General features: G+C 65.5%; 34 protein-coding genes. 8 read left to right on the forward strand and 26 right to left on the reverse strand.

Annotated elements, in window-relative coordinates; genetic code table 11:
• Positions 1-39: 39 nt before the first annotated feature.
• The 6 genes from C8J39_RS03650 (at position 40) to C8J39_RS03675 (ending at position 5,850) form a co-directional block, all read left to right on the forward strand.
• Entirely contained in the window at positions 40-675 is a 636-nt protein-coding gene (locus tag C8J39_RS03650) for a phosphoribosylanthranilate isomerase (RefSeq protein WP_120299312.1), read from the forward strand.
• Between the two features lie 161 nt (positions 676-836).
• Positions 837-2,078 carry a tryptophan synthase subunit beta gene (gene trpB / locus C8J39_RS03655; RefSeq protein ID WP_056486842.1) on the forward strand — a complete coding sequence of 414 codons (1,242 nt, stop codon included), beginning with the start codon at positions 837-839 and terminating at the stop codon, positions 2,076-2,078.
• A gap of 124 nt (positions 2,079-2,202) precedes the next feature.
• On the forward strand, positions 2,203-3,015 hold the full coding sequence (trpA, locus tag C8J39_RS03660; protein ID WP_183037927.1) for a tryptophan synthase subunit alpha: 813 nt from the start codon (positions 2,203-2,205) through the stop codon (positions 3,013-3,015).
• Entirely contained in the window at positions 3,012-3,863 is an 852-nt protein-coding gene (gene accD / locus C8J39_RS03665; RefSeq protein ID WP_056060473.1) for an acetyl-CoA carboxylase, carboxyltransferase subunit beta, read from the forward strand. Before trpA ends, accD begins: the two co-directional genes overlap by 4 nt.
• A 122-nt stretch (positions 3,864-3,985) precedes the next feature.
• Entirely contained in the window at positions 3,986-5,305 is a 1,320-nt protein-coding gene (locus C8J39_RS03670) for a folylpolyglutamate synthase/dihydrofolate synthase family protein (RefSeq protein WP_120299314.1), read from the forward strand.
• A gap of 68 nt (positions 5,306-5,373) precedes the next feature.
• Complete coding sequence (locus C8J39_RS03675) at positions 5,374-5,850, forward strand: DUF6628 family protein (protein ID WP_056060481.1); 477 nt, start codon at positions 5,374-5,376, stop codon at positions 5,848-5,850.
• Here the strand turns inward: C8J39_RS03675 and C8J39_RS03680 are convergent.
• Both C8J39_RS03680 and C8J39_RS03685 read right to left on the reverse strand, forming a co-directional pair.
• Positions 5,847-7,178, reverse strand: coding sequence for an MFS transporter (locus C8J39_RS03680; protein WP_120299315.1), 1,332 nt, complete (start codon positions 7,176-7,178; stop codon positions 5,847-5,849). The two genes, C8J39_RS03675 and C8J39_RS03680, sit on opposite strands and share 4 nt — an antisense overlap.
• Before the next feature lie 87 nt (positions 7,179-7,265).
• Entirely contained in the window at positions 7,266-7,697 is a 432-nt protein-coding gene (locus tag C8J39_RS03685; RefSeq protein WP_056060487.1) for a response regulator, read from the reverse strand.
• Positions 7,698-7,817: 120 nt separating this feature from the next.
• Between C8J39_RS03685 and C8J39_RS03690 the strand changes: the two genes are divergently transcribed.
• Positions 7,818-9,398: a pseudouridine synthase gene (locus C8J39_RS03690; RefSeq protein ID WP_120299316.1), complete on the forward strand. Its 1,581-nt coding sequence runs from the start codon at positions 7,818-7,820 to the stop codon at positions 9,396-9,398.
• A complete protein-coding gene (gene rsmD, locus C8J39_RS03695; RefSeq protein WP_056060491.1) occupies positions 9,398-9,940 on the forward strand; it encodes a 16S rRNA (guanine(966)-N(2))-methyltransferase RsmD in 543 nt (180 codons plus the stop codon). Before C8J39_RS03690 ends, rsmD begins: the two co-directional genes overlap by 1 nt.
• Positions 9,941-9,973: 33 nt before the next feature.
• Here the strand turns inward: rsmD and C8J39_RS03700 are convergent, their stop codons facing one another.
• The 24 genes from C8J39_RS03700 to rplD form a co-directional block, all read right to left on the reverse strand.
• On the reverse strand, positions 9,974-11,233 hold the full coding sequence (locus C8J39_RS03700; RefSeq protein ID WP_120299317.1) for an MFS transporter: 1,260 nt from the start codon (positions 11,231-11,233) through the stop codon (positions 9,974-9,976).
• A 172-nt stretch (positions 11,234-11,405) separates the two neighbouring features.
• The gene (locus C8J39_RS03705; protein ID WP_165895114.1) at positions 11,406-12,752 is read right to left on the reverse strand and encodes a HAMP domain-containing sensor histidine kinase; all 1,347 of its coding nucleotides are present in this window, start codon (positions 12,750-12,752) and stop codon (positions 11,406-11,408) included.
• Positions 12,749-13,441 (reverse strand): response regulator transcription factor, encoded by a 693-nt coding sequence (locus C8J39_RS03710; RefSeq protein WP_056050249.1) that lies wholly within the window; start codon positions 13,439-13,441, stop codon positions 12,749-12,751. Before C8J39_RS03710 ends, C8J39_RS03705 begins: the two co-directional genes overlap by 4 nt.
• Positions 13,442-13,880: 439 nt before the next feature.
• Positions 13,881-14,531 (reverse strand): adenylate kinase, encoded by a 651-nt coding sequence (locus C8J39_RS03715; RefSeq protein WP_120299713.1) that lies wholly within the window; start codon positions 14,529-14,531, stop codon positions 13,881-13,883.
• A 52-nt stretch (positions 14,532-14,583) separates the two neighbouring features.
• Positions 14,584-15,948 (reverse strand): preprotein translocase subunit SecY, encoded by a 1,365-nt coding sequence (secY, locus tag C8J39_RS03720; protein ID WP_055872627.1) that lies wholly within the window; start codon positions 15,946-15,948, stop codon positions 14,584-14,586.
• A 302-nt stretch (positions 15,949-16,250) separates the two neighbouring features.
• Positions 16,251-16,793 (reverse strand): 50S ribosomal protein L15, encoded by a 543-nt coding sequence (gene rplO, locus C8J39_RS03725; protein WP_056047631.1) that lies wholly within the window; start codon positions 16,791-16,793, stop codon positions 16,251-16,253.
• 120 nt (positions 16,794-16,913) lie between these two features.
• Complete coding sequence (gene rpmD, locus C8J39_RS03730) at positions 16,914-17,090, reverse strand: 50S ribosomal protein L30 (RefSeq protein WP_055872633.1); 177 nt, start codon at positions 17,088-17,090, stop codon at positions 16,914-16,916.
• A gap of 6 nt (positions 17,091-17,096) precedes the next feature.
• The gene (gene rpsE / locus C8J39_RS03735) at positions 17,097-17,885 is read right to left on the reverse strand and encodes a 30S ribosomal protein S5 (RefSeq protein ID WP_120299318.1); all 789 of its coding nucleotides are present in this window, start codon (positions 17,883-17,885) and stop codon (positions 17,097-17,099) included.
• A gap of 3 nt (positions 17,886-17,888) precedes the next feature.
• On the reverse strand, positions 17,889-18,245 hold the full coding sequence (gene rplR / locus C8J39_RS03740; protein ID WP_031393749.1) for a 50S ribosomal protein L18: 357 nt from the start codon (positions 18,243-18,245) through the stop codon (positions 17,889-17,891).
• Entirely contained in the window at positions 18,245-18,778 is a 534-nt protein-coding gene (gene rplF / locus C8J39_RS03745) for a 50S ribosomal protein L6 (RefSeq protein WP_056047628.1), read from the reverse strand. Before rplF ends, rplR begins: the two co-directional genes overlap by 1 nt.
• Positions 18,778-19,173, reverse strand: a complete 396-nt coding sequence (gene rpsH / locus C8J39_RS03750) for a 30S ribosomal protein S8 (protein WP_031393751.1) — start codon at positions 19,171-19,173, stop codon at positions 18,778-18,780. Before rpsH ends, rplF begins: the two co-directional genes overlap by 1 nt.
• A 10-nt stretch (positions 19,174-19,183) precedes the next feature.
• A complete protein-coding gene (gene rpsN / locus C8J39_RS03755; RefSeq protein ID WP_056015537.1) occupies positions 19,184-19,489 on the reverse strand; it encodes a 30S ribosomal protein S14 in 306 nt (101 codons plus the stop codon).
• A 128-nt stretch (positions 19,490-19,617) separates the two neighbouring features.
• A complete protein-coding gene (gene rplE / locus C8J39_RS03760) occupies positions 19,618-20,181 on the reverse strand; it encodes a 50S ribosomal protein L5 (RefSeq protein ID WP_082441396.1) in 564 nt (187 codons plus the stop codon).
• A gap of 52 nt (positions 20,182-20,233) precedes the next feature.
• On the reverse strand, positions 20,234-20,551 hold the full coding sequence (rplX, locus tag C8J39_RS03765; protein WP_120299319.1) for a 50S ribosomal protein L24: 318 nt from the start codon (positions 20,549-20,551) through the stop codon (positions 20,234-20,236).
• Positions 20,551-20,919, reverse strand: coding sequence for a 50S ribosomal protein L14 (rplN, locus tag C8J39_RS03770; RefSeq protein WP_031393755.1), 369 nt, complete (start codon positions 20,917-20,919; stop codon positions 20,551-20,553). The genes rplX and rplN overlap by 1 nt, the downstream gene beginning before the upstream one ends.
• Before the next feature lie 163 nt (positions 20,920-21,082).
• The gene (rpsQ, locus tag C8J39_RS03775; RefSeq protein WP_031393756.1) at positions 21,083-21,355 is read right to left on the reverse strand and encodes a 30S ribosomal protein S17; all 273 of its coding nucleotides are present in this window, start codon (positions 21,353-21,355) and stop codon (positions 21,083-21,085) included.
• Positions 21,356-21,365: 10 nt separating this feature from the next.
• Complete coding sequence (gene rpmC, locus C8J39_RS03780) at positions 21,366-21,572, reverse strand: 50S ribosomal protein L29 (RefSeq protein WP_055872644.1); 207 nt, start codon at positions 21,570-21,572, stop codon at positions 21,366-21,368.
• A gap of 4 nt (positions 21,573-21,576) precedes the next feature.
• Complete coding sequence (rplP, locus tag C8J39_RS03785) at positions 21,577-22,011, reverse strand: 50S ribosomal protein L16 (protein ID WP_031393758.1); 435 nt, start codon at positions 22,009-22,011, stop codon at positions 21,577-21,579.
• 15 nt (positions 22,012-22,026) lie between these two features.
• Positions 22,027-22,734 (reverse strand): 30S ribosomal protein S3, encoded by a 708-nt coding sequence (gene rpsC / locus C8J39_RS03790; protein ID WP_055872646.1) that lies wholly within the window; start codon positions 22,732-22,734, stop codon positions 22,027-22,029.
• The gene (gene rplV, locus C8J39_RS03795; protein ID WP_056047621.1) at positions 22,734-23,111 is read right to left on the reverse strand and encodes a 50S ribosomal protein L22; all 378 of its coding nucleotides are present in this window, start codon (positions 23,109-23,111) and stop codon (positions 22,734-22,736) included. Before rplV ends, rpsC begins: the two co-directional genes overlap by 1 nt.
• Complete coding sequence (gene rpsS, locus C8J39_RS03800; protein ID WP_031393761.1) at positions 23,111-23,386, reverse strand: 30S ribosomal protein S19; 276 nt, start codon at positions 23,384-23,386, stop codon at positions 23,111-23,113. The genes rplV and rpsS overlap by 1 nt, the downstream gene beginning before the upstream one ends.
• 1 nt (position 23,387) lies before the next feature.
• Complete coding sequence (gene rplB, locus C8J39_RS03805; RefSeq protein ID WP_055872649.1) at positions 23,388-24,227, reverse strand: 50S ribosomal protein L2; 840 nt, start codon at positions 24,225-24,227, stop codon at positions 23,388-23,390.
• Positions 24,228-24,231: 4 nt separating this feature from the next.
• The gene (locus C8J39_RS03810; protein WP_056047618.1) at positions 24,232-24,546 is read right to left on the reverse strand and encodes a 50S ribosomal protein L23; all 315 of its coding nucleotides are present in this window, start codon (positions 24,544-24,546) and stop codon (positions 24,232-24,234) included.
• Positions 24,539-25,165: a 50S ribosomal protein L4 gene (rplD, locus tag C8J39_RS03815; protein ID WP_120299320.1), complete on the reverse strand. Its 627-nt coding sequence runs from the start codon at positions 25,163-25,165 to the stop codon at positions 24,539-24,541. The genes C8J39_RS03810 and rplD overlap by 8 nt, the downstream gene beginning before the upstream one ends.
• Positions 25,166-25,167: the final 2 nt, after the last annotated feature.

The following is a 25,167-nucleotide window of genomic DNA, read 5'->3' on the forward strand; positions in this document are numbered from 1 at the left end:
AGGATCGTTGGACCTCCGCGATACGTTTTAGGAACCCTCATGACCACCGCCAAGATCTGCGGCCTCTCCACCCCCGCCACGCTCGACGCCGCGATCAAGCACGGGGCGAGCCATGTCGGGTTCGTGTTCTTCCCCGCCTCCCCGCGCCACGTGACCTTCGCCAAGGCGGCCGAACTCGCCGCGCGCGTACCGCGGCATGTCGCGAAGGTCGGCGTGTTCGTCGATCCCGAGGACGACATGCTCGAACAGGCGGTCGGCTCGGCCGCGCTCGATGTGCTGCAACTCCACAAGGTCACGCCAGCGCGCACCGCCGCGATCCGTGCCAAGTTCGGGATCGAGACCTGGGTCGCGGTCGCGGTCCGCACGCGCGGCGATCTCGACGCGGCGCACGGGTTCGTCGGAGTCGCCGACCGCATCCTGTACGACGCGAAGACTCCGGACTCGGCGGCGCTGCCCGGCGGGATGGGCTTGCGGTTCGACTGGGACCTGCTCGACGGCTTCAGGCATCCGCTGCCCTGGGCGCTCTCGGGAGGGCTCGATCCGGCGAACGTAGCAGAGGCAATCCGGCGGACTGGGGCGGAACTGGTCGACGTGTCGTCCGGAGTCGAAAGCGAACCCAGCACCAAGGACGAAACGAAGATCGCATCGTTTCTGAAAGCTGTCGCCACGCGCTAGCACCACCCCGGCGAAGGCCGGGGCCCAATTGGGGGAGACCTGTGACAGTCCCTTCCCGCCGCCATTATGACCTTTCCAATTGGGCCCCGGCCTCCGCCGGGGTGGTCGTTAGCGGAAACGGAAGGGGTGACAGCGATTTACGAAGTGCTAAACGCCCAGTCATGAACGCTCCAACCCTCGCCCCCAACTCCTACCGCGCCCAGCCCGACGAGCGCGGCCATTTCGGCGACTTCGGCGGCCGCTATGTCGCCGAGACGCTGATGCCGCTCGTCCTCGAACTCGACGAGGCGTACCGCGCCGCCAAGGCCGACCCCGCCTTCAAGGCGCAGTTCGACGATCTGCTCGAACATTATGTCGGCCGCCCGAGCCCGCTCTACTACGCCGAACGGCTGACCGAAGCGCTGCGCGAATCCGCGCCCGAGGGCATGGGTGCGCAGGTCTGGTTCAAGCGCGACGAGCTCAACCACACCGGCGCGCACAAGATCAACAACTGCATCGGCCAGATCCTGCTTGCGATGCGGATGGGCAAGACGCGGATCATCGCCGAGACCGGCGCTGGCCAGCACGGCGTTGCCACCGCCACGGTCTGTGCGCGCTTCGGCCTGCCGTGCGTGATCTACATGGGCGCCAAGGACGTCGAGCGTCAGGCGCCCAACGTGTTCCGCATGAAGCTGCTCGGCGCCGAAGTCCGCCCGGTGACGAGCGGCGCGCACACGTTGAAGGACGCGATGAACGAGGGCATGCGCGACTGGGTCGCGAACGTCCACGACACCTTCTACATCATCGGCACCGCCGCCGGCCCGCATCCGTACCCGGAGATGGTCCGCGATTTCCAGAGCGTGATCGGCACCGAGGCACGTGCGCAGATGCTGGAGCGCGTCGGTCGCCTGCCCGACATGCTGGTCGCGGCGATCGGTGGTGGCTCGAACGCGATCGGGCTTTTCCATCCGTTCCTCGACGATGCCGACGTGCAGATGCTCGGCGTCGAGGCGGCGGGCCATGGGCTAGACAAGCAGCACGCGGCGAGTCTCGCGGGTGGCTTTCCGGGCGTGCTCCACGGCAACAAGACGTACCTGCTGCAGGACGAGGACGGCCAGATCACAGAGGCGCATTCGATCTCGGCCGGGCTCGACTATCCCGGTATCGGCCCCGAGCACGCCTGGCTGCGGGACATCGGCCGCGTCCAGTATGACAGCGCGACCGACACCGAAGCACTCGACGCCTTCCAGCTGCTGTGCCGGACCGAGGGCATCATCCCCGCACTCGAACCATCGCACGCGATCGCGACCGTGACCAAGAAGGCCCGCGAGATGCGGCAGGATCAGATCATCCTCGCCAACCTGTGCGGCCGCGGCGACAAGGATATCTTCACGGTGGCCGAAGCGCTCGGGGTAGCGATATGATCGCACTTTTGCTCCCCTCCCGCTTGCGGGAGGGGTCGGGGGAGGGCCTGTTCGCTCCTCGGACCTTGAACTCGGGGCTATGTCAGCCCCTCCCCCAACCCCTCCCGCAAGCGGGAGGGGAGCTTTGAGCCGGCTCGCCGCCACCTTCGCGCGCACCGCCGCCGCCGGCCGCGCCGCGCTCGTCGCGTTCGTCACCGCGGGTGATCCGACTACCGAGGCGACCGGCCCGATCCTCGACGCGCTCGTTGCGGGCGGCGCGGATGCGATCGAGCTTGGCATGCCGTTCACCGATCCGATGGCCGACGGCCCCGCGATCCAGGCCGCCAACATCCGCAGCCTCGCGCAAGGCACGCGCACCGCGGACATCCTCGCCACCGCCACCGCCTTCCGCGCACGCCATCCGGACGTGCCGCTGGTGCTGATGGGCTATGGCAACCCGATGCTCCGGCGTGGCGCGGACTGGTTCGCCGAGGCAGCTGCCAACGCCGGTGTCGACGGCGTGATCTGCGTCGACGTGCCGCCCGAGGAAGACGATGCGCTCGGCCCGCAGTTGCGTGCCGCCGGGATCGACCTGATCCGCCTCGCCACCCCGACCACCGACGCCGCCCGCCTGCCGACCGTGCTCGATGGCGCGAGCGGCTTCCTCTATTACGTATCTGTCGCGGGGATCACCGGGCTCCAGCAGGCGCAACAATCCTCGATCGAGGACGCCGTCGCCCGCCTGAAGGCACAGACCGACATCCCGATTGCGGTCGGCTTCGGCATCCGCACGCCTGAGCAGGCCGCCAATGTCGCCCGCGTCGCGGACGGCGTCGTCGTCGGCTCGGCGATCGTCGAACTCGTCGCGCAGCATGGTGCCGCTGCGGCCGAGCCCGTCCGCGCCTATATCAAGTCTCTCGCCGACGCCGTTGCGAGCGCAAGGAAAGTATCCGCATGAGCTGGCTCAACAGCGTCCGCAACGTCCTGCCCTTCGTCGCGAAGCGCGAGACGCCCGAAAATCTCTGGCACAAGTGCAAGGGTTGCGGGCAGATGGTCTTCACCAAGGAGCTCGAGGACAATCTCTATGTCTGCCCGAAATGCGATCATCACGACCGCATCGGGCCGAAGATCCGCTTTGCGCAGCTGTTCGACGAGGGCAGCTGTTCGGAACTGCCGGCGCCGAAGGTCCCCGAGGATCCGCTCAAGTTCCGCGACCAGAAGCGCTATACCGATCGCCTGAAGGCGGCACGGACGGATAACAGCGAGCAGGACGCGCTGATCAACGCGCGCGGCGCGATCGACGGCCACCGTGTCGTCGTCGGCGTGCAGGATTTCGGCTTCATGGGCGGGTCGATGGGCCTAGCCGTTGGTGAAGCGTTCGTGCGCGGCGTCGAGGCGGCGATCGAGGACCGCGTGCCCTACGTGATCTTCACCGCATCGGGCGGCGCACGCATGCAGGAGGGTATCCTCAGCCTGATGCAGATGCCGCGCAGCACGGTCGCGATCCAGATGCTCCACGATGCCGGCCTGCCGTACATTGTCGTGCTGACCGACCCGACCTCGGGTGGCGTAATGGCGGCGTATGCGATGCTCGGCGATGTCCAGATCGCCGAGCCCAAGGCGACGCTGGCGTTCACCGGCCGTCGCGTGATCGAGAGCACGATCCGCGAGAAGCTGCCCGAGGATTTCCAGACGAGCGAATATTATCTGGAGCATGGGCTGATCGACATGGTGGTCCACCGGAAGGACCTGCGCGAGCAACTCGGCACGGTGATCGGGTATCTCAGCGCGCGCGAGGCCGCGTAACGAACCTACTCCCTCTCCCCTTCGGGGAGAGGGTTGGGGTGAGGGGCAGCCCAGCAGCGCCGCGCCCCGGTACAGCCCCTCACCCCAGCCCTCTCCCCGGAGGGGAGAGGGAGCCTAGAAGAATGCCCGACCACGCCGTTTCTTCCTCGCCCGCAGTTCAGGCGCAGCTCGACCGCCTCACCGCGCTGTCGCCCGGTGCCGACATCCTCGGCCTCGAGCGCATCACCGCATTACTCTCGCGCCTCGGCAACCCGCACCTCGATCTCCCCCCGGTGTTCCACGTCGCGGGTACCAACGGCAAGGGTTCGACCTGCGCCTTCCTCCGCGCGGCGATCGAAGCCGCCGGGCATAGCGTCCACGTCTATTCCTCGCCCCACCTCGTTCGCTTCAACGAACGCATCCGCCTCGCGGGCAAGCTGATCGAAGACGACCTGCTCGCCGCCTTGCTGTCGGAAGTGCTCGACCAAGCCTTAGATCTGCAAGCCAGCTTCTTCGAAGTCACCACCGCCGCCGCATTCCTCGCTTTCGCCCGCACGCCAGCGGCAGCAACGATCGTCGAGGTCGGTCTCGGCGGGCGGCTCGACGCGACCAACGTCATCCCCAACCCGGTCGTCACCGGCATCGCCGCGCTTGGCATCGACCACCAGTCGTTCCTCGGCGACACATTGCTGGAGATCGCCGGCGAGAAGGCGGGCATCGCCAAGCCCGGCGTGCCGCTGGTCACGATGGACTACCCCAAGGCCCTCCGCGCGAAGATCGCTGCGGTCGCCGATGCCGCCGGCGCACCGGTGTTCGCCCGCGGCACCGACTGGACGAGCGAGACCGCACGCTCGACCGTCCGCTACGAGGACACCGGCTTTTCGGCCGTCACCAACCGCCCCCGCCTCGTCGGCGCGCACCAGTCGCGCAACCTCGCGCTCGCGATCGCGATGCTTCGTCACCAGGGCGCGCTGCACGTTCCCGAGGCGGCCATGCGCGCCGCCGCCGACTGGGCGCACTGGCCCGCGCGGATGCAGCGATTGTCGGATGGCCCGCTGCTCGCGCGATTGCCCGACAGCAGCGAATTGTGGCTCGACGGCGCCCACAATCCCAACGCCGCGCAACCGGTCGCGCGCGCGCTGAGGACGCTCGCCAAGGGCCGCCCGGTGACGCTGATCCTCGGCATGCTCGCGAACAAGGATGCGGACGCCGTGATCCGCATCCTGTCGCCTTCGGTCGGCCACGTCATCGCCATCCCCGTCCCCGGCCACGCCCATCACGCGCCCGAGGCACTTGCGACGCTCGCCCGATCGTTCGGAAAGACCGCCGGAACAGCCGCCACGCCCAGTGAAGCGCTAGGCTCGATCGCCGCACAAACCGACCAGCCGCAACTCGTGCTGATCGCCGGCTCGCTCTACCTGGCCGGTGAAGTGCTCGCCGCAAACGACCAACCGCCGGACTGAGTCCTTATTGCTATTGACTATCAATAACCAACAGGCGACTTTGTGGATACCACCACGGAGTCGCGTGAATGACCGATACCCGCCCCAATTCGACGACCAACTCGACGGCCGCCTCGACACAGACCATCGCCAGCGCGACCTCGCTGCTGCCCCATGCGCTACCGCCTTGTGAAAACGCGCGAATCGCGTTGTTTGCGATGCGGCGAATGGGCGCGCACGGCCTCGCCGACGCTCGCGCTTCGCACACAATGTTCACCGCGTTCGGCCAAGGCTTCCGTCGCCCGCTGGTGCTGTTGAGGGCGCTGATGGCGGACCTCGCCGGCACCTCGGCGGGCACGATCGCGATCGCCCCGTGCTGCTGCGCGCGGATGACGCCGGCGGAATCGGCGATGCTGTCGGTACTCGCGCGCGTCGAGACCGCGCCCGAGACCGCACGTTACCTGATGGCCGACCTGCTCGGCGTCCGCCGTATCGACGGCGTCCTCGCCAGCGCCGCCGCGGTCGCAGCCGCCTTCGCCGACGAGGGTCGCCCGATCACGCTCTAGACCGGATCACCGGCGCGGGCGTCGCCTTCACCCTCGACGCCCGCGCTGCCGATCGAACGGTCGATCATCCCCGACCGGCTCATCCACCAGAACAATACGATCCCTGGTACTGCGAGCGCCGTCGTCAGCAGATAGAAATCGACATAGCCAAACGCCTCGATCAGCGCGCCGGCGGTGGTGCCAGTGACGATCCGTCCGACGATGCTTGCCGCCGCCGAGATCAGCGCGAACTGTGCCGCGGTGAAGCGCAGGTCGCACAGAGCCGAGAAGTACGCGATCACGACGACACCGCCAAAGCCGCTGGAGGCATTCTCGAAGCCGATCGCCGCCGCCATGCCGAGGTTCGAGTGCCCGGCCGCCGCCAGCGCCGCGAACGACAGGTTCGAGACGCCCATCAGCACCAGCGACAGCAGCACCGATCGCTTCATCCCTATCCGCGCGTACAGGATGCCACCGATGAAGATGCCCACCAGATAGGCAATGAAGCCGATCCCGACATCGTAGAACGCGATCTCGTCGCCGGTGAAGCCGAGGTCGTCGAACAGCAACCGCAGCGTCAGATTGGCGAGCGTGTCGCCGACCTTGAAGATCAGGATGAAGGCGAGGACGATGAACGCCCCTTCGCGCGAGAAGAACTGAACGAACGGCCCCCAGATCGCGCGAAAGCCTTCCGCGAGACCGCAGCGTTCGATCGGTGGACGGCGGCGTTCGGGCTCACCCAGCGCCAGGCCAGCCACGACCGCGGGCAATGCAAAGACGACGCACGCCAGATAGGCCGCGTTCCAGCCGGCGCGTTCGGCGACCACCAGCGCCAACGCCCCCGAACCCGCCGAGCCGATCCGCCAGCCATATTGGCTCATGCCCGACCCAACACCCAACTGGCGCGGTTCGAGCGTCTCGATCCGGAACGCGTCGATCACGACGTCAAAGGTTGCGCCGGCCGCGCCGACGAGAATCGCTGCGGTCGCTGTCGCCGCAATGCTCGCGGCAGGATCGACCAAGGCAAGATTGATCACCGCCGCGACGACAAGTGCGGCCGTCACGATCAGCCAAGAGACGCGCTGGCCCAGTCTCCCGATGATCGGAAGCCGGACGCCATCGACCACCCACGCCCACAGGAACTTCAGGTTGTAGACGAGGAAGGCGAGGCTGAACGCCGTCACGGTCTTCTTGTCGATACCGCTGGCTGCCAGCCGCGTCGTCAGCGTCGCGCCGATCATCGCATACGGAAAGCCCGAGGATATGCCGAGCGCCAAAGCTCCCAGTGGCGCCTTCTCCGCATACGGCCGGAAGCCGTCGCTCCAGCGCTTGCCTACGGTTCCGTTCATCGCACTTACGCTCCCCACTCGCTCGCGCGAACCCTAACGGGAAATCGCGGATGCGCTACCCGTCAGGCGATAGAGCGTGGGGAAACGTCACGCCGTCCGCGGAAACAATGTGAAGCCCGACGGCACGCGCGTCGGCTTACCACCTCCGAGCATCGCCTCGATCGCCTCGATCGCCGCGATCAGGTCGCGCGGCATATAGGGCTTGGCCATGCAGCCGGCGGCGAGCGTGGTTGCTTCGACCGGACAGCTTCCCGTCACGAACATTACCGGCACGCCGCGAGCCTGTGCCGCGCGCGCGACGTCGATGCCGGAGCCGTCCGCCAGGTTCACGTCCACGAGCACCAGATCGATCACCGTGTCGCTCGCCAGGATCGGCAAGGCCTCAGCGACCCGGTCGATCGTCGCGACGATCGTGAACTTCGCATCGGTCAGGAAATATTCGGTGTCGAACGCGACCAGCGGTTCGTCTTCGACCACCAAAAGCCGGACAATCTGCCGCTTCTTCTTCCCGAACAACATTGCCGACAGGCCCCCGGACGCGAACGAAAGGTCGTTACGCTCGCGAGTTCTAACGCACCGCCGCACGAACGGTCGCAAATATTTTCGCGCTGGACGCCGATCCATAGTATCAGCCGCGCCATGACGACTTCAAAAGACGATAACCCGACTGCCAGCCCGTCGAACGACGCGCCCGCAACCTCCCCCGAAACGCCGACCGCACCGATCAAGGGCGACCGTATCGCCAAGCTCCTCGCGCGCGCTGGGATCGCCTCGCGCCGCGATATCGAGCGGATGATCGCCGAGGGGCGCGTCGCGCTCAACGGCAGCATTCTCGACACGCCGGCGACGATCCTGCGCAACCTCAACGGCGTGACGGTCGACGGCGACCCGGTCGAGGCTCCGAGTTCGGCGCGGCTGTTCCTGTATCACAAGCCGACCGGGCTGCTCGTCACCGAGCGCGATCCCGCCGGCCGTACGACGATCTACGACCGCCTGCCGCAGGATCTGCCGCGGCTGGTGCCGGTCGGGCGGCTCGATCTCAACACCGAGGGGCTGTTGCTTATGACCACCGATGGTGGCCTCAAGCGCCAGCTCGAGCTGCCCGCGACCGGCGTCGAGCGTGCCTATCGTGCGCGTGCGTATGGCAACATCACGCAGCCGCAGCTCGAGGAACTGATCGAAGGGATCGAGATCGAGGGCGTGCGCTACGGCTCGATCAACGCGAATATCGAGCGGCGCACTGGCGCGAACGTCTGGATCGAAATGATCCTGACCGAGGGCAAGAATCGCGAAGTCCGCCGCGTGCTGGAGCATCTCGGGTTGCAGGTCTCGCGGCTGATCCGGACGCGTTATGGCCCGTTCGTGCTCGGCGACCTGCCGCCGGGGCAGATCGGCGAAGTGCTGCAGCACGACGTCGTCGCGTTCCAGAAGGAACTGACGAAGGGGCGCCCCGAGGGTCCGGGCGCGCGCGCGAATATCGGGATCAGTGCGAGCGCCGGTGCGGGTGCCGGGATCGGCGCGCGGTCTAGCCAACGGGGTAGCAATGCGCCGCGGCCTGCTCCGACGGCACGGCCAGCGCCGGGTGCGCGTCCAGTTTCGGGCGCGCGGCCTGCCGTTGGTTCGCGTACGCCGGTTCGCAGTCCGTATGCGGCGCCTGCAAGCTCGGGCTTTTCGAGCGGCGCGGTACCGACCGATCGGCCTTCGCGACCGGCGCGTCCGGAGCGGATCCGTCCGACCGCGGCGATGCAGCGCGGCGACGTCAACGATCCCTGGGCGCGGCCGGATGTGCGGAATGCCGCTCGGCCGGCGGGAACGCATCACGCCCGGCCGACGAGTGGCGAGACGTCCAAGCCGTATTTGCGGCAGGAGCGTGCGGATCGCGGCGAGGAGCTGAGCACAAGCCCCAAGATCAAGCATTTCCGCGCCGCCAAGCCACCGCGGGAGCGCGCTGCGCCGTCGCGCGTCGGTGCTGGCGCTACCGTGCAGCGTCAGGAACAGCCGCGGGGCTTTCGCCCACAGGCCGACGATTCGCGGGGGCGTAGCTCGCTCGACAAGCGCGCGGCGCGGAGTGCCAGCGGACGTCCGGGTGCCGAGCCACGGCCGGTGCGGTCGGAGGGTCCGGCGCGGCCTGAGCGCGGCAGTCGTCCTACTGCGCCTGGCAAGGGTCCGTCGGGAGGGCGCGGTCATCCGCCCCGTGCACCACGTGGAGGGAAGCGCTGATGCGGATCATCGCAGGACTGTACCGCGGCCGTCAGATCGCCGCACCCAAGGGTGACACCACGCGTCCCACCGCCGACCGGATGCGCGAGACGTTGTTCTCGATGCTGACGAGCCGCGTCGGGAGCTTCGAGGGGTTGGCGGTCGCCGATCTGTTCGCCGGCTCAGGCGCGCTGGGGATCGAGGCGCTCTCGCGTGGCGCGGCGACGTGCATGTTCGTCGAATCGGACAAGCTGGCGGTCGACGCGCTCAAGGCGAACCTCGCCAAGCTGGAGATCCGCGGTGATGTCCGCGCGACGTCGGTGATGGCGCTCGGGCCAGCACCGGCGCCGCTCGACGTGATCCTGATGGATCCGCCCTACAACACCGGCGCCGGATTGGTCGCGCTCGACAAGCTGTCGCGGCTGGGTTGGGTCGGACCGGCGACGTGGATCAGCCTGGAGACGGCGAAGGCCGAGGTCGTCGAACTGGCTGGCTTCGAGGTTGACGCCACGCGCGTGCACGGCAAGGCGCGGCTGACGCTGTTGCGGCCGGTGTCCGCGTAAAGGCAGGCTCTTCCGCAGAGGCGGGAGAGCATTCTACCTGTCGGTCGTGCGGCCGAGGATCAGCAGCCCCCCAAGGCTCAGCACCCCGGCCGCCATCAGATACCCGCCGACCAGCCACAACCCATGCGGGGCCAGTGCCTCTGCGACGATCGGCGCCAGCGCACCGCCGAGTACGCCGCCAAGGTTGAACGTCATCGACACGCCGGTGTAGCGCACCCCCGCCGGAAACAGGCTCGGCAACCACCCGCCGAGCGGTCCGTAGGCGAACCCCATCACGAACAGCGCGCCCGACAGCCACAGCCATACGGTGAACAGCGATCCCGAGCCCAGCATCGGCCCCATCAGCGCGCCAACGCCGATGCACCCGGCAAACCCAATCGCGAGCATTCGTGCTGCGGAATGCCGGTCCGCGAGCACGCTGGCCACGATCACGCCGCCCGCCAGGAACCAGATCGCGACGAGTTCGACGCCGAGGAACGCCTCGCGCGAATAGCCGAGCGTCTTGGTGCCGTAACCAAGAGCGAACGCGGTCGCGAGGTAGAATAGCGCGAAGCATGCGATGACCCCGAACGTGCCAGCCAAGGTCGCGCGGAGATGGTGCGTGAGCAGCGTCGCGATCGGTACCTTGGGGAGCGCCTCGGTAGCCTCCGCTTCGAGGAACGCGGGCGTCTCGGTCAGCTTCAGCCGCACCCACAGGCCGAGCCCGACGAGAATCGCGCTGAGCAGGAACGGAATGCGCCAGCCCCAGGCGAGGAACTGCGCCTCGTCGAGCACGAGTCCGATGATCAGGAACAGCCCGTTGGCGGCGAGGAAACCCACCGGGGCACCGAGCGGCGGGAACATGCCCCAGGTGTTCTTGCGGTGCGGCGGTGCGTTCTCGACAGCCAGCAGCGCCGCCCCGCCCCATTCGCCGCCCAAGCCGAGCCCCTGCCCCAGCCGCATCAGGCACAGCAGCGCGGGCGCGATCCAGCCGACCTGCGCGTACGTGGGGAGGAAGGCGATGCCGACGGTCGATCCGCCCATCAGCAACAGCGATGCGACGAGGGTGGACTTGCGCCCGATCCGATCGCCGAAATGCCCGAACACGATCGCGCCGACCGGGCGCGCGACGAAGGCCAAGCCAAATGTGGCATAGCTCAGCAGCAACTGCGCCGAGGCGGACTGGCCCGAGAAGAACAGCGGCCCGAACACCAGTGCCGCGGCGGTCGCGTAGATGTAGAAATCGTAGAACTCGACCGCGGTGCCGACCAGGCTGGCGGCGAGGATGCGGCGATGGGAGGCGAGCGTCGTCATGAACACGGTCTCGCCGCGGTCGCTGTGTAGGTCAACCGGTTGCCACTGCGAATCCTCCCCCGCCAGGGGGAGGTGGCGCGAAGCGACGGAGGGGGAGGAGACGCAACCGAGGTTACCCTTTCCTCCCCCTCCGTCTGGCAAGCGCCAGCCACCTCCCCCTGGCAGGGGAGGATCAGACTGGGAGGACTATACGGGCGACGAGACCGGGCGCGTTGTCGGCGAGTTCGAAGTGGCCATCGTGGAGCCGCGCCACCGCCTCGATCAGCGCCATCCCAAGTCCCGCACCGGGGGTCGATCGTGCGCTGTCGAGGCGGCCGAAGCGCTTCAACGCCTGCGCACGATCGGCGGCGGCGATACCAGGGCCGCGGTCCTCGACCTGGATCGCGACGCCGTCGGTGCGGTGGACGATCCGCAGCGTGACTTCGCCTCCCCCGGCGCCGTGGCGAAGCGCGTTGTCGATCAAGTTGGTGATTGCCTGGCTGATAAGCTCGCGGTGGAGTTTCATCGGCGGCGGGCGATCGTCGATCGCGATCGTGAAGACCAGGCCTGCGTCTTCCGCGACGGGGGCGTAGAGCTCGCCGATCTCCTCCAGCAGACTGGCGGGCGAGACCTCGATGAAACGATCGCGCGAGACCGAGCCAGAACGGCTGATCTCGATCACCATCGTCAGCATCCGCATCACCAGGTCGGTCTCGACCAACAGGCCACCTAGCGCTGCCTCCCGCGCATCGGGATCGGCGATTAACACCGCCTGCTCGGTCTTGGTGCGCAAGCGCGCGAGCGGCGAGCGGAGGTCGTGTGCGAGGCTGTCGGTGACGATCCGCAGTTCGGCCATCACGCCTTCGAGCTTGCCGAGCATGACGTTGAGGCGGGCGGCAAGGCGGTCGAACGCATCGCCGCCCCCCGCGATCATATCGACGCGGCGAGATAGGTCACCTTCACCAGCTGCTTCGATTGCCTTGGCGATGCCGTCGAGACGGCGGCTGACGTAGCGGGTCAGGACCAATCCTCCGACCACGCCGAGCGCTAGCGATAGGAAGACGGCGACCGCGAGCGCACGTTCGATCGCGCGCTCCTCCGCGGCGATCAGGTCGAGATTGCGGCCGGTCAGGAGCCAGTAGCTGCCAAGCGGATGGAGCGCGTACCCCGTCTCGCGTGCGGACCAAAGTTCGTCTGCTCCGAGTCGCGCGATGCGAAACTGCGTAATGCGGAGCGGGACTGCGAGGCGCTCGGGCGCGATGCCGACGACTGCCCTGCCCTTCGGATCGATCACCGCCAGGACGAGTGAGACGTCGCCGGGGACGACTGCGCTATCGATCGCCTGACGGATCGCGGGAAGCCCGCCACCGCGCCAGACCGCGCGCAGGGCTTCCGATTGTTCGGTGGTCTCGCGCCGGATCGCGTCGATCGCGTCCGCGCTGGTGGTCTTCCAGACGAAGCCGACCAGCGCGAGGTTGGAGATCAGCGCCAGCGCGATCGAGAGCAGCGCGATTCGGGCTGTTACCGAAAGGCGAATCACCCTTCTACGGCGAGCCGGTAGCCTGCGCCGCGGACCGTATGGAGGATCGGCGTCGGGAATCCTTCCTCGAGCTTGCGGCGGAGACGGCCGATATGGACGTCGACCACGTTCGAGCCTGGGTCGAAATGATAGTTCCAGATCTTCTCGAGCATCATCGTGCGCGTGACGACCTGGCCGGCATGGCGGGCGAGGAATTCGAGCAGGTTGAACTCGCGGGCGCCCAGCGGGATCGAGCGACCGGCGCGTGAAACGGCGCGGGCGAGCAGGTCGATCTCAAGATCGCCGACGGACAGCTTCGTCTTCTGCGGCTCGGTAGCGGCGCGATCAGAACGGCGGAGCATGGCCTCGATCCGTGCAGAGAGTTCGGCGAACGAGAAGGGCTTGCAAAGGTAATCGTCGGCGCCGGCCTTGAGGCCATCGACGCGGTCGTCGACGGCGGCGAGCGCGGACAGGATCAGAACCGGTGTGGCGATGCCCGCAGCGCGAATCGCGCTGACCATCGACAGGCCATCGAGACCAGGCAGCATGCGGTCCGCGATGATGAGGTCGAAAATGCCCTCGCTGGCGAGGAACAGGCCGTCGCGGCCGTCTGCACAGGCTTCGATTGCATGGCCGGCCTCAGCCAGGCCCTTGGCAAGATAGGCGGATGTCGAGGCGTCGTCCTCGACGATCAGGATCTTGCGGCTCAACGCGGTATCACCTTCCCTGCCACCGATTTCGGTCACCATCTCCTGCCCTTATAAACGGAAAGGCCGGCGGAAAGAACCCTTCCCGCCGGCCCCCACGGTACCCCCGGGAGTGACGGGCACCGATCTCTGGAAACTCATGCGGCCGTTGCTGGCCACGTGTTCGTTCTAGGATCGAGCGGGGGTCAGGGCGATGACCGAGGGGTGACAATTTCGTCATGTTGATGTTGTTGTAGGCCTGAGACGAAAGCGCCTCAGTCCGCTGCCCCACTCCTACCCCGTCATCCCGGCGCACGCCGGGACCCATGGTTGCGGAATGGGGAGTGGTAGCACGCTCTCGCTTGGTCCGCCGTATCCGTGGGTCCCGGCGTTCGCCGGGATGACGGAAGAGGGGCGAGAGCGTGGCCCATAACTACGGCCCCGCCTCCGCGGCGGAACACACTTACTTCTTGTCGAGGATCGCAGCGATCGCCGAGCCGACGTGTGCGATGTCGGCCATTCCGTCGACGCGGTGGACCAGGCCTCGTGCGTCGTAGATCGGCAGGATCGGTGCCGTCTTCGCACGGTATTCGGCCATGCGGTTGTGGACCGTTTCCGCATTGTCGTCGGGTCGACGCTTGAACTCGGTCGAGCCGCATACGTCGCAGACGCCGGCCACGGCAGGCTTCTTGTAGCGATCGTGATAGCCAGTGCCGCATTTGGCGCAGGTGTAGCGGCCGACGACGCGGTCGATCAATGCGGCTTCGTCGACGCCCAGTTCGATGACGTAGTCGAGCGTCCGGCCGCGGTCGGCGAGCAGACCGTCGAGCGCCTCCGCCTGAGCAGCCGTCCGGGGATAGCCGTCGAAGATGACGCCGTTCGCCGTGTCCGGCTGGTCGAGACGCTCGCCGATGATGCCCGACACGATCTCGTCAGAGACTAGACCGCCCGACTCCATCACCGACTTCGCCTGAAGCCCGACCGGCGTTTTGGCGGCGACCGCTGCACGCAGCATGTCGCCGGTCGAAAGCTGCACCATGCCGCGCTCGCTGACGAGCGTGGCGGCTTGCGTACCCTTGCCCGCGCCGGGCGGTCCAAGAAGGATGATATTCACGAAACGCACTCCCCTCGTTCGTGCAGGAATTAAACCGGGTTAGCCCCGCAACTTAACGAAGTCGATTGCCCTTGAGCTTCGCCTTCTTGATCAGGTCGCCATACTGGTGCGCCAGCAGGTGCGACTGGATCTGCGTCACCGTGTCCATCGTCACGTTGACGACGATCAGCAGGCTGGTGCCACCGAGATAGAACGGAATCTGCAACGCGGTCACCAGATACTCCGGCAACAAGCAGATGATCGTCAGATACGCCGCACCGATCACGGTGATGCGCGTCAGCACGTAATCGAAGTAGTTCTCGGTGTTCTTGCCCGGGCGGATGCCGGGGATGAAACCGCCATTGCGCTTCAGATTGTCGGCGGTTTCCTCGGGGTTGAAGACGACCGCGGTGTAGAAGAACGAGAAGAAGATGATGCCGGCGCCGTACAGCAGCATGTACACAGGGCTGCCGTGCTGCAGGTACTGGTTGAGCGTGATGATGAAGTCACCCCACTTCGATTCACCCGCGACGCGCTGTCCGGCGAACTGCGAGATCGTCAGCGGCATCAGCAGCAGCGACGACGCGAAGATCGGCGGGATGACGCCGGCAGTGTTGATCTTCAGCGGCAGATGGCTGCGATCGGCCTGCATGCCGCGCTGCGTCTGGCGCTTGGGATACTGGATCAGGATGCGGCGCTGCGCGCGCTCCATGAAGCAGATGAAGAGGATCAGCACGACCACCGCGACGACGATGCCGATCAGCTTGATCGGATCGAGCGAACCCGAGCGGCCACCTTCGAGCAGGTTGACGAGCGTGACGGGGAGATGCGCGACGATGCCGGCCATGATGATCAACGAGACGCCGTTGCCGATGCCGCGGCTGGTGATCTGCTCGCCGAGCCACATCAGGAACATCGTACCGCCGATCAGCGAGATGACCGCGGCGACGCGGAACATCATGCCGGGCTCGATGACCGCCTGGATGCCCTGCGCGGCGCCGAGCGTCTCAAGGCCGACGGCGATGAAATAGCCCTGCACCGCGGTCAAGCCGACGGTGCCGTAGCGCGTGTACTGGTTGAGGCGCTTGCGGCCCGATTCGCCGTCCTTCTTGATGGCGGCGAGCGTCGGCGACAGCGAGGTCGCGAGCTGCACCACGATCGAGGCGGTGATGTAGGGCATCACGCCGAGCGCGATCAGCGACATGCGGCTGAGCGAACCACCCGAGAAGGTGTTGAAGAAATCAAGCACACCGCCCTGCGTCTGCTGCGAGAGCAGGCCGAGCGCGGTCGGGTCGACACCCGGCAGCGGGACATAGCTGAGCAGGCGGAAAATGATCAGCGCACCGATCGTGAACCACAACCGCTTCTTGAGGTCGGTCGCCTTCGCGAATTTCGAAAGGCTGATGCTTTGCGCCATCTGGTCGGCTGCGGATGCCATGCGTGTGATCGTCCTGGAAACAAAGAAGGCGGGATGCGTTGTGACCGCCCCCGCCGCTCATATAGGCGCAGCAGCGCGCTTGTCTAATGGCTAGACGAATTCCGGTCGCCCCCTGTCCCGTTCGTCCTGAGCGAAGTCGAAGGACATTGCCCAAAGTGACGTACCCTTCGACTTCGCTCAGGGCGAACGGAGGAAGAGAGGTCGCTGATAGGGATCGACAGGAAGTCGGCGGCGAGAAGACGCCAAGTCAGGCAAATAAAAAGGGGGCCAGCGCTTTCGCACCCGCCCCCTTTTTGTCCGGCTTAAGCCTTGAACGACGCCTTGTGCGCCGCACGCTCCTTGTACTTCACGCCCTTCTTGGCGGCAGCCTTCTCGGCTGCGGGGACGAAGTGGATCACCTCGACCTTGCCGCCGATCTTCTCGACCGCTTCGATCGCGCCCTTCGACGCGCCGTCGACGGTGAACGAGAGGACCGTGGTCAGCTCGCCCTTGGCGAGGAGGCGGACGCCGTCCTTGCCGCCGCGTGCCAGGCCAGCGGCCTTCAGCGCGTCGTGGTCGAGCGTGGCGTTAGCCTCGATCTTGCCGGCGTCGACCGCGAGCTGGATCGCGCCGAGGTTGACCTCTGCGAAGTCCTTGCGGAAGATGTTGTTGAAGCCGCGCTTAGGCAGACGCATGTGCAGTGGCATCTGGCCGCCTTCGAAGCCGGCGATGGACACGCCCTCGCGGCTCTTCTGGCCCTTCTGGCCACGGCCTGCGGTCTTGCCCTTGCCCGAGCCGATGCCGCGTCCGACGCGCATCTTGGACTTACGGGCACCTTCGTTATCGCGGAGTTCGTTGAGCTTCATGGTAATGCACTCGCTTTCGCTTGTTACGCGCTGGTTTGAAATCACCGGGTTCGAATCCGGAAATAAGGAAGGGGGCCGTTAGCCCCCTTCCCGGTATTTGTCACTAGGTAGCGTGAAGGCTCAGCCTTCGACGGATACCATGTGCTGCACCTTGCGGATCATGCCGCGGACCTCTGGGCTGTCTTCCAGCTCGCGGGTCTTGTGCATCTTGTTGAGACCGAGACCGATCAGCGTTGCGCGCTGATCCTTCTCGCGGCGGATCGGCGAACCGGTCTGCGTGATCTTGATGGTTGCCATGATCGCTTACTCCGTGATCGCAGCTGCATCGGCCTCGGCGGTCTTCGAACCACCATGGCCGAGCAGGTCGGCGATCTTCTTGCCGCGACGCTGTGCGACGGCCTTGGGCGAGGTCTGCTCGCCAAGGGCCTCGAACGTGGCGCGGATCATGTTGTAGGGGTTCGACGTGCCGACCGACTTGGTCACAACGTCCGCAACGCCCAGCGATTCGAAGACTGCGCGCATCGGGCCACCGGCGATGATGCCCGTACCCTGAGGCGCCGACCGCAGCGTGACCTTGCCGGCACCGAAGTGACCGTTGCCGTCATGATGCAGCGTGCGACCGTCCTTCAACGGAACGCGAACCATCTTCTTCTTGGCAGCAGCCGTCGCCTTCGAGATGGCTTCCGGCACTTCGCGTGCCTTGCCATGACCAAAGCCTGCACGACCCTTGCCGTCGCCGACGACGACCAGCGCTGCGAAGCCGAAGCGCTTACCGCCCTTGACCGTCTTCGAGACGCGGTTGATGTGCACGAGCTTCTCGATCAGCTCTTCGCCGCCATCGTCCGCACCGGGACGACCGCCACGATTGTCGCGACCGCGACCGCCGTCGCGACCACCGCGATTGCCGCCTGGGCCACCGCTGCGGTTACCGCCGGGGCCACCACGACCACCGCCGCCACCGGGACCGCCGCGACCGCGACCGCCACCGTTGTTGCCCTGGTAGCCAGTGCTCTGCGGAACGTTCTGAGCCGTGACGTCCTGTGCGGTCGTCTCGGGAGCGATTACTGCCGGCGTGTTGTTTTCGTCAGCCATGTCTTAGAACTCCAATCCGGCTTCGCGCGCGGCATCGGCAAGAGCCTTCACGCGACCGTGGTAGAGGAAGCCGCCGCGATCGAACACGACCTGGGTCACGCCCGCTGCCTTGGCAGCCTCGGCGACGCGCTTGCCGACCGAAGTCGCCGCGTCGATGTTGGCGCCGGACGTGCCGCGCACGTCCTTCTCCAGCGTCGAGGCCGATGCGACCGTCGTGCCAGCGGCATCGTCGATCACCTGGGCATAGATGTGCTTGCCCGAGCGATGCACCGACAACCGCGGACGGGTGCCTGCACGTGCGCGGAGCGCGGTACGGTTGCGGCGACGCCGCTTGGCGAAAAGAGAAAGTCCCTTGGTCATTACTTCTTCTTCCCTTCCTTGCGGAAGATGAACTCGCCGTCGTACTTAATACCCTTGCCCTTGTAAGGCTCGGGCTTGCGCCACTGACGAATTTCCGCGGCCAGCTGACCGACCATCTGCTTGTCCGAACCCGAGATCTCGATCGTCGTGTTGTCGGGGGTCTTGACTTCGATCCCCTCCGGCACGTCGATGTTGACGTCGTGGCTGTAGCCGAGCTGCAGCTTGAGGTTGCGACCCTGCGCTGCGGCACGATAGCCGACGCCGGTGATCAGCAGCTTCTTGGTGAAGCCTTCCGACACGCCGGTGACCAGGTTCTGCACCATGGTCCGCTGCATGCCCCAGAACGCGCGCGCGCGCTTAGTGTCGTTGGCCGGCTGCACCGAAATGCCGCCGTCTTCGATCGTGTAGCTGATCTCGTCGCGAAGCGGCATCTTGAGGGTACCCTTGGGGCCCTTCATGGTCAGCTGCTTGTTCTCGATGGTCGGCGTGATGCCCGCCGGTACGGTGACCGGCTTCTTACCAATGCGGCTCATCAGAACACCTCCGCGAGGACTTCGCCGCCGACATTCTGCTCGCGTGCTTCGGAATCCGACAGCACGCCGCGGGGCGTCGAGACGATGGTGATGCCGAGGCCGTTACGGACGCGCGGGAGTTCCTGCGAGCCGGAATAGACGCGACGGCCGGGCTTCGAGACGCGCGCGACATGCTTGATCGCAGGCTGGCCCTCGAAATACTTCAGCTCGATGCGAAGGCCGGCCGCGGGGCCCATCTGCTCTTCGCTATAGCCACGGATATAGCCTTCGCGCTGCAGAACGTCGAGCACGCGGACGCGCAGCTTCGACGCCGGCGTGAGGACAGAGTCCTTCTTCGCGCGCTGGCCATTACGGATACGGGTGAGCAAATCACCCAGGGGATCGGTCACTGCCATGATTTAGTCCTTACCAGCTCGACTTCGTGACGCCGGGGATGAGGCCCTTGTTGGCCAGATCGCGCAGCTGAATACGGCAGAGCCGGAACTTGCGGTAATAGGCGCGCGGGCGACCGGTCAGCTCGCACCGGTTACGGATGCGGGTCGGGTTCGCGTTGCGCGGCAGTGCCGCCATCTTGAGGCGAGCGATCAGACGCTCTCCGTCGTCGAGCGTCTTGTCCGCTGCGATTGCCTTCAGTGCCGCGTACTTCGGGGCATACTGCTTGACCATGCGCTTGCGGCGCTCGTTCTTGTTGACTGAACTCAGTTTCGCCATCGACTTAAGTTCTTTCTTTGCTAGCTCCCCTTCCGCTTACGGGAGGGGTTGGGGGAGGGAAGGACCAACGCCTGTTAGGCGCGAGGCCCCTCCCCTGACCCCTCCCGCAAGCGGGAGGGGGACTTAGATTAAGCTGCCTTCTTCTCGTCGGCAGCGTCGTCTTCGATCGGGAACGGGAAACCGAACAGACGGAGAAGCTCGCGAGCCTCGTCGTCGGTCTTTGCGGTCGTCGTCACGATCACATCCATGCCGCGGACCTTGTCGACCCGGTCATAGCTGATTTCTGGGAACACGATCTGCTCCTTGATACCGCAGGCATAGTTGCCACGGCCATCGAAGCTCTTCGGGTTGAGCCCGCGGAAATCGCGGACGCGGGGAAGAGCGATCGTGATGAAACGGTCGAGGAACTCGTACATGCGCTCGCGGCGAAGGGTGACCTTCACGCCGATCGGCATGCCTTCACGCAGCTTGAACTGCGCGATCGACTTCTTGGCCTTCGTCACGACAGGCTTCTGGCCGGCGATCAGCTCCATTTCGGAAGCAGCCTGGTCGACCTTCTTCTTGTCCTGCGTGGCTTCGCCGACGCCCATGTTCAGCACGATCTTGTCGAGCCGCGGGATCTCCATGACGTTCTTGTAACCGAACTTCTCGGTCATCGCCTTGATGATCGTCTCGTCGTACAGCTTGCGCATGCGCGCGACGTAGACGGCCTCGGTGCCGGTGTTCTCAGCGCCAGTGTTCTGATCAACCATTGATCTTCTCCCCGGTCTTGACGGCGACGCGGACCTTCTTGCCGTCCTGCTCCTCGAAGCGGACGCGGGTCGGCTTGCCGTCGGCGGTCACGTGCGCGACCTTCGAAACGTGCATCGGTGCTTCCTTGCGGATCAGGCCACCCTGCGGGTCACCCTGAGTCGGCTTGGTGTGGCGCACGGCGATGTTGACGCCCGATACGACGACCTTGTCGGTCTTCGGCATGGAGGCGGTGACTTCACCGGTCTTGCCCTTGTCCTTGCCGGACAGGACGATGACCTTGTCACCCTTCTTGATACGCTGCGACGCCATTACAGCACCTCCGGCGCGAGGCTGATGATCTTCATGTGCTTCTTGCCGCGCAGCTCGCGAACGACTGGGCCGAAGATACGGGTGCCGATCGGCTCCTCGTTCTTGTTGACCAGCACCGCGGCATTGCCGTCGAAGCGGATGACCGTACCGTCTGCACGGCGGATATCCTTGGCGGTACGCACGATCACCGCGCGGTGAACGTCGCCCTTCTTCACACGGCCACGTGGCTGCGCTTCCTTGATGCTGACGACGATGATGTCGCCAACGCCTGCAACACGACGCTTGGAACCCCCAAGCACCTTGATGCACTGCACCCGCTTCGCGCCGCTGTTGTCAGCGACGTCGAGATTGGACTGCATCTGGATCATGGATCCGTATCCCTTCTCTGTCTCTGGGGTCGATACCGACCGAACCCCGCCTAAAAAATCACCCCGCCACGGACGAACCGCAGCGGGGAGGAGCGGCCGCTTAGCCGTTCCCGTTTACGAAAACAAGAGCGCAGGGAGTTGCCCCCCTGCCCTCGTGTTTGATTCAGCCCTCGGCCGAAGCCCGCTCCGGCGTCGCGTGGGTGTTGACCCGCTCGATCACCTTCCAGGTCTTCAGCTTGGAGATCGGTGCGGTCTCTTCGATCCGCACGGTCTCGCCCTGCTTGAACTCGTTGCTCTCGTCATGAGCATGATACTTCTTCGAGCGACGGATGATCTTCCCGTAGAGCGGGTGCTTCACCTTACGCTCGACGTTCACGACCACCGTCTTGTCGCCCTTGTCGGACACGACCAGACCGGTCAGCACGCGCTTCGGCATGATACGTTCCTTACTTCGCGGCTTCAGCGCTGGTGCGCTGAGCCTGCAGGGTCTTGATGCGAGCGATGTCGCGGCGGACCTCACGAACGCGGCTCGGCTTTTCGAGCTGGTTCGTGGCGGCCTGGAAGCGCAGGTTGAACTGCTCGCGCTTCAGTTCGCCGAGCGACTCCGACAGCTGGTCGTCGCTCTTGGTCTTCATGTCGTCGATACGAGCCATGATCTTACTCGCCTCCCAGATGCGAGGTGTCGCCCAGGCGAGCAACGACCTTTACCTTGATCGGCAGCTTCATGGCCGCCCGCTCGAACGCCTCGGCGGCGATCTTGCCGTCGACGCCGTCGAGCTCGAACAGGATCCGACCCGGCTTGACGCGAGCGGCCCAGTATTCCGGCGCGCCCTTGCCCTTACCCATGCGGACTTCGGCTGGCTTTCCCGAGACCGGAAGGTCTGGGAAAATGCGGATCCACAAACGCCCCTGGCGCTTCATGTGACGCGTGATCGCGCGGCGGGCCGCCTCGATCTGGCGTGCGGTGATCCGGTCGGGTTCCATCGCCTTGAGGCCGTAGGAGCCGAAATTGAGCGAGAAGCCACTCTTGGCGTCGCCCGAAATCTTGCCCTTGAAGGCCTTCCGGAACTTGGTCTTTTTTGGTTGCAGCATGTCTGTTCCTGCCCCTTAGCGACGATCGTCGCGCTGCGGCCGCACGCCGGAGGTTTGAGCCTCCATCATGATGCGGTCGTACGACGTCGGATCGTTGCCGAGAATCTCGCCCTTGAAGACCCAGACCTTCACGCCGCAAACGCCGTAGGACGTGTGCGCCGTAGCCTCGGCATAATCGATGTTCGCGCGCAGCGTGTGCAACGGAACCCGACCCTCACGATAGCTCTCCGACCGTGCGATCTCGGCGCCGCCAAGACGGCCACCGCAGTTCACCCGGATGCCCTCGGCACCGAGACGCATCGCCGACTGGACCGCACGCTTCATGGCGCGACGGAAGGCGATACGACGCTCGAGCTGATCGGCGATGCCCTGCGCGACGAGACGCGCATCGACTTCCGGCTTGCGGATCTCGACGATGTTCAGCGACACGGTCGACGACGTCATCTTGCCGATCGTCGAACGCAGCTTCTCGATGTCCGCACCCTTCTTGCCGATGATCACGCCGGGGCGTGCAGCGAAGATGGAGATGCGGGCCAGCTTTGCCGGACGCTCGATGACCACCTTGGAGATCGCGGCCTGCGGCAGCGTCTTCATGATGAATGCGCGGATCTTGAGATCCTCGAGCAGAAGCCGACCATAGTCGGCGCCTTCGGCGTACCAGCGGCTATCCCAGGTACGGTTGATCTGCAGACGCAGACCGATGGGGTTGCTCTTCTGACCCATTATGCTTCTTCCTGCTCGCGCACGACGATGCGCAGACGGCTGAATGGCTTGAGAATGCGGGTCGACTTGCCGCGGCCGCGGGTAGCGAAGCGCTTCATCGTGATCGACTTGCCGACCGAAGCCTCGGCGACGACGAGTGCGTCGACGTCGAGGTTATGGTTGTTCTCGGCGTTGGCGATGGCCGAGGCCAGCACCTTGCGCGCTTCGATCGCCATGCCCTTGGTCGAGAAGGCGAGGATGTTCATCGCATCGCCGACCTTCTTGCCACGGATCAGCGCGGCCACGAGGCCGAGCTTCTGCGCGGAACCACGGATCTGCGTACCGACCGAAAGCGCCTCGTTGTCCGCGACCTTGCGCGGGCTGACTTGCTTAGACATCAGCGCTTGCCCTTCTTGTCGGCGGAGTGGCCGGGGAAGTAGCGCGTGGGCGCGAACTCACCGAGCTTCATGCCGACCATGTCTTCGTTGACCGAGACGGGCACGAACTTGCGGCCGTTATAGACGTTGAACGTGAGACCCACGAACGACGGCAGGATCGTCGAGCGACGCGACCAGGTCTTGATCGGCGAACGCGCGTTGGTGTCCTGGGCGGTTTCTGCCTTCTTGAGCAGATGAAGGTCCACGAAGGGGCCCTTCCAGACTGAACGAGCCATGTTAGCCCTTCCTCTTCGTCGAATGACGCGACCGGATGATCATCTTGTCGGTCGACTTGTTATGACGCGTGCGCGCACCCTTCGTCGGCTTGCCCCAAGGCGTAACCGGATGACGGCCACCCGAGGTACGGCCTTCACCACCGCCGTGCGGATGGTCGACCGGGTTCTTGGCGACGCCGCGCGTCAGAGGACGGATACCCATCCAGCGCGAACGGCCTGCCTTGCCCAGGTTCTGGTTCTGGTTGTCGGGGTTCGAGACCGCGCCAACCGTCGCCATGCAATCGCTGCGGATGTAGCGCTGCTCGCCCGAGTTCAGGCGGACCATCACCATGCCCTTGTCGCGACCGACGACCTGCACGTACGTGCCGGCCGAACGGGCGATCTGGCCACCCTTCATCGGCTTCATCTCCACGTTGTGGACGATGGTGCCGACCGGCATCTGACCGAGTTCCATGGCATTGCCTGGCTTCACGTCGGTCTTCTTGGCCGCGAGGACCTTGTCGCCGACGGCCAGACGCTGTGGCGCCAGGATGTAGGCGAGTTCCTCGTCCGGGTACTTGACCAGGGCGATGAACGCGGTGCGGTTGGGATCATACTCGATCCGCTCGACAGTGCCTTCGACGTCCCACTTGCGACGCTTGAAGTCGATGTAGCGGTACTTCTGCTTGTGACCGCCGGCGATGCCGCGCGAGGTCACATGGCCCTTGTTGTTACGACCGCCGGTCTTGTGCTTACCTTCGGTCAGCGCCTTGACGGGGCGACCCTTCCAGAGCGACGACTTGTCGACCAGGATGAGACCGCGGCGTGCCGGCGATGTCGGATTATAATGCTTGAGTGCCATGGCCTCAGATCCCCGTCGTCACGTCGATGGACTGACCGTCCTTCAACGTCACGATTGCCTTTTTCATGTCGGAGCGCGAGTAGTTCGTGCCCTTCCACTTCTTGGTCTTGCCCTTCTGGACGAGCGTGTTCACGCCGACGACGTTCACGTCGAACAGCGCCTCGACGGCCGCCTTGATCTCGGGCTTCGTGGCATCGTTCGATACCTTGAACACAACCGCGTTGAACTCCGACAGGGTCGTCGTCTTCTCGGTGATGTGCGGGGCCAGGATAACGTCGTAATGACGATTATCGATGCCCGCCTTCTGCTTCTTAGCCATGGAAGCGCGCCTCCAGCTTTTCGACAGCGGCGCGCGTCAGCACCAGCGTGTCATGCTTCAGGATGTCGTAAACGTTCGCGCCGGCAGCCGGCATCACGTTCACTTCGTACAGGTTGCCCGCAGCGAATGCGAAGCTGGTGTCGACCATGTCGCCGTCGATGACGAGCGCACGCTTGCCGAAGCCGAGCTTTGCGAGATCGCCCTGCAGCGTCTTGGTCTTGCCACCCTCGACAGCCAGGCTGTCCATGATGACCAGCGAACCCGCCTTGGCGTGGCTGCTGAGAGCCATCCGCAGGCCGAGCGAGCGAACCTTCTTGTTCAGCGAAGGGTTGAAGTCACGGACGCGTGCGCCGTGTGCCTTACCACCACCGATGAACACTGGTGCGCGACGATCGCCGTGACGAGCCGTACCGCCGCCCTTCTGGCGACCGAACTTCTTGCCGGTGCGTGCGACGTCTGCGCGCTCACGGGTGCCACGAGCCGTCTCGCGACGCTTCTCGAGCTGCCAGGTGACGACACGGTGCAGGATGTCGGCGCGCGGATCGAGGCCGAAGACCTCGTCGTTGAGCTCGATGTCCGCTGCCTCAGTGCCGGCGAAAGATGAAACCTTGATCTTCACGC

The organism is Sphingomonas sp. PP-CC-1A-547 (assembly GCF_003610375.1).
Lineage (GTDB): Bacteria > Pseudomonadota > Alphaproteobacteria > Sphingomonadales > Sphingomonadaceae > Sphingomonas.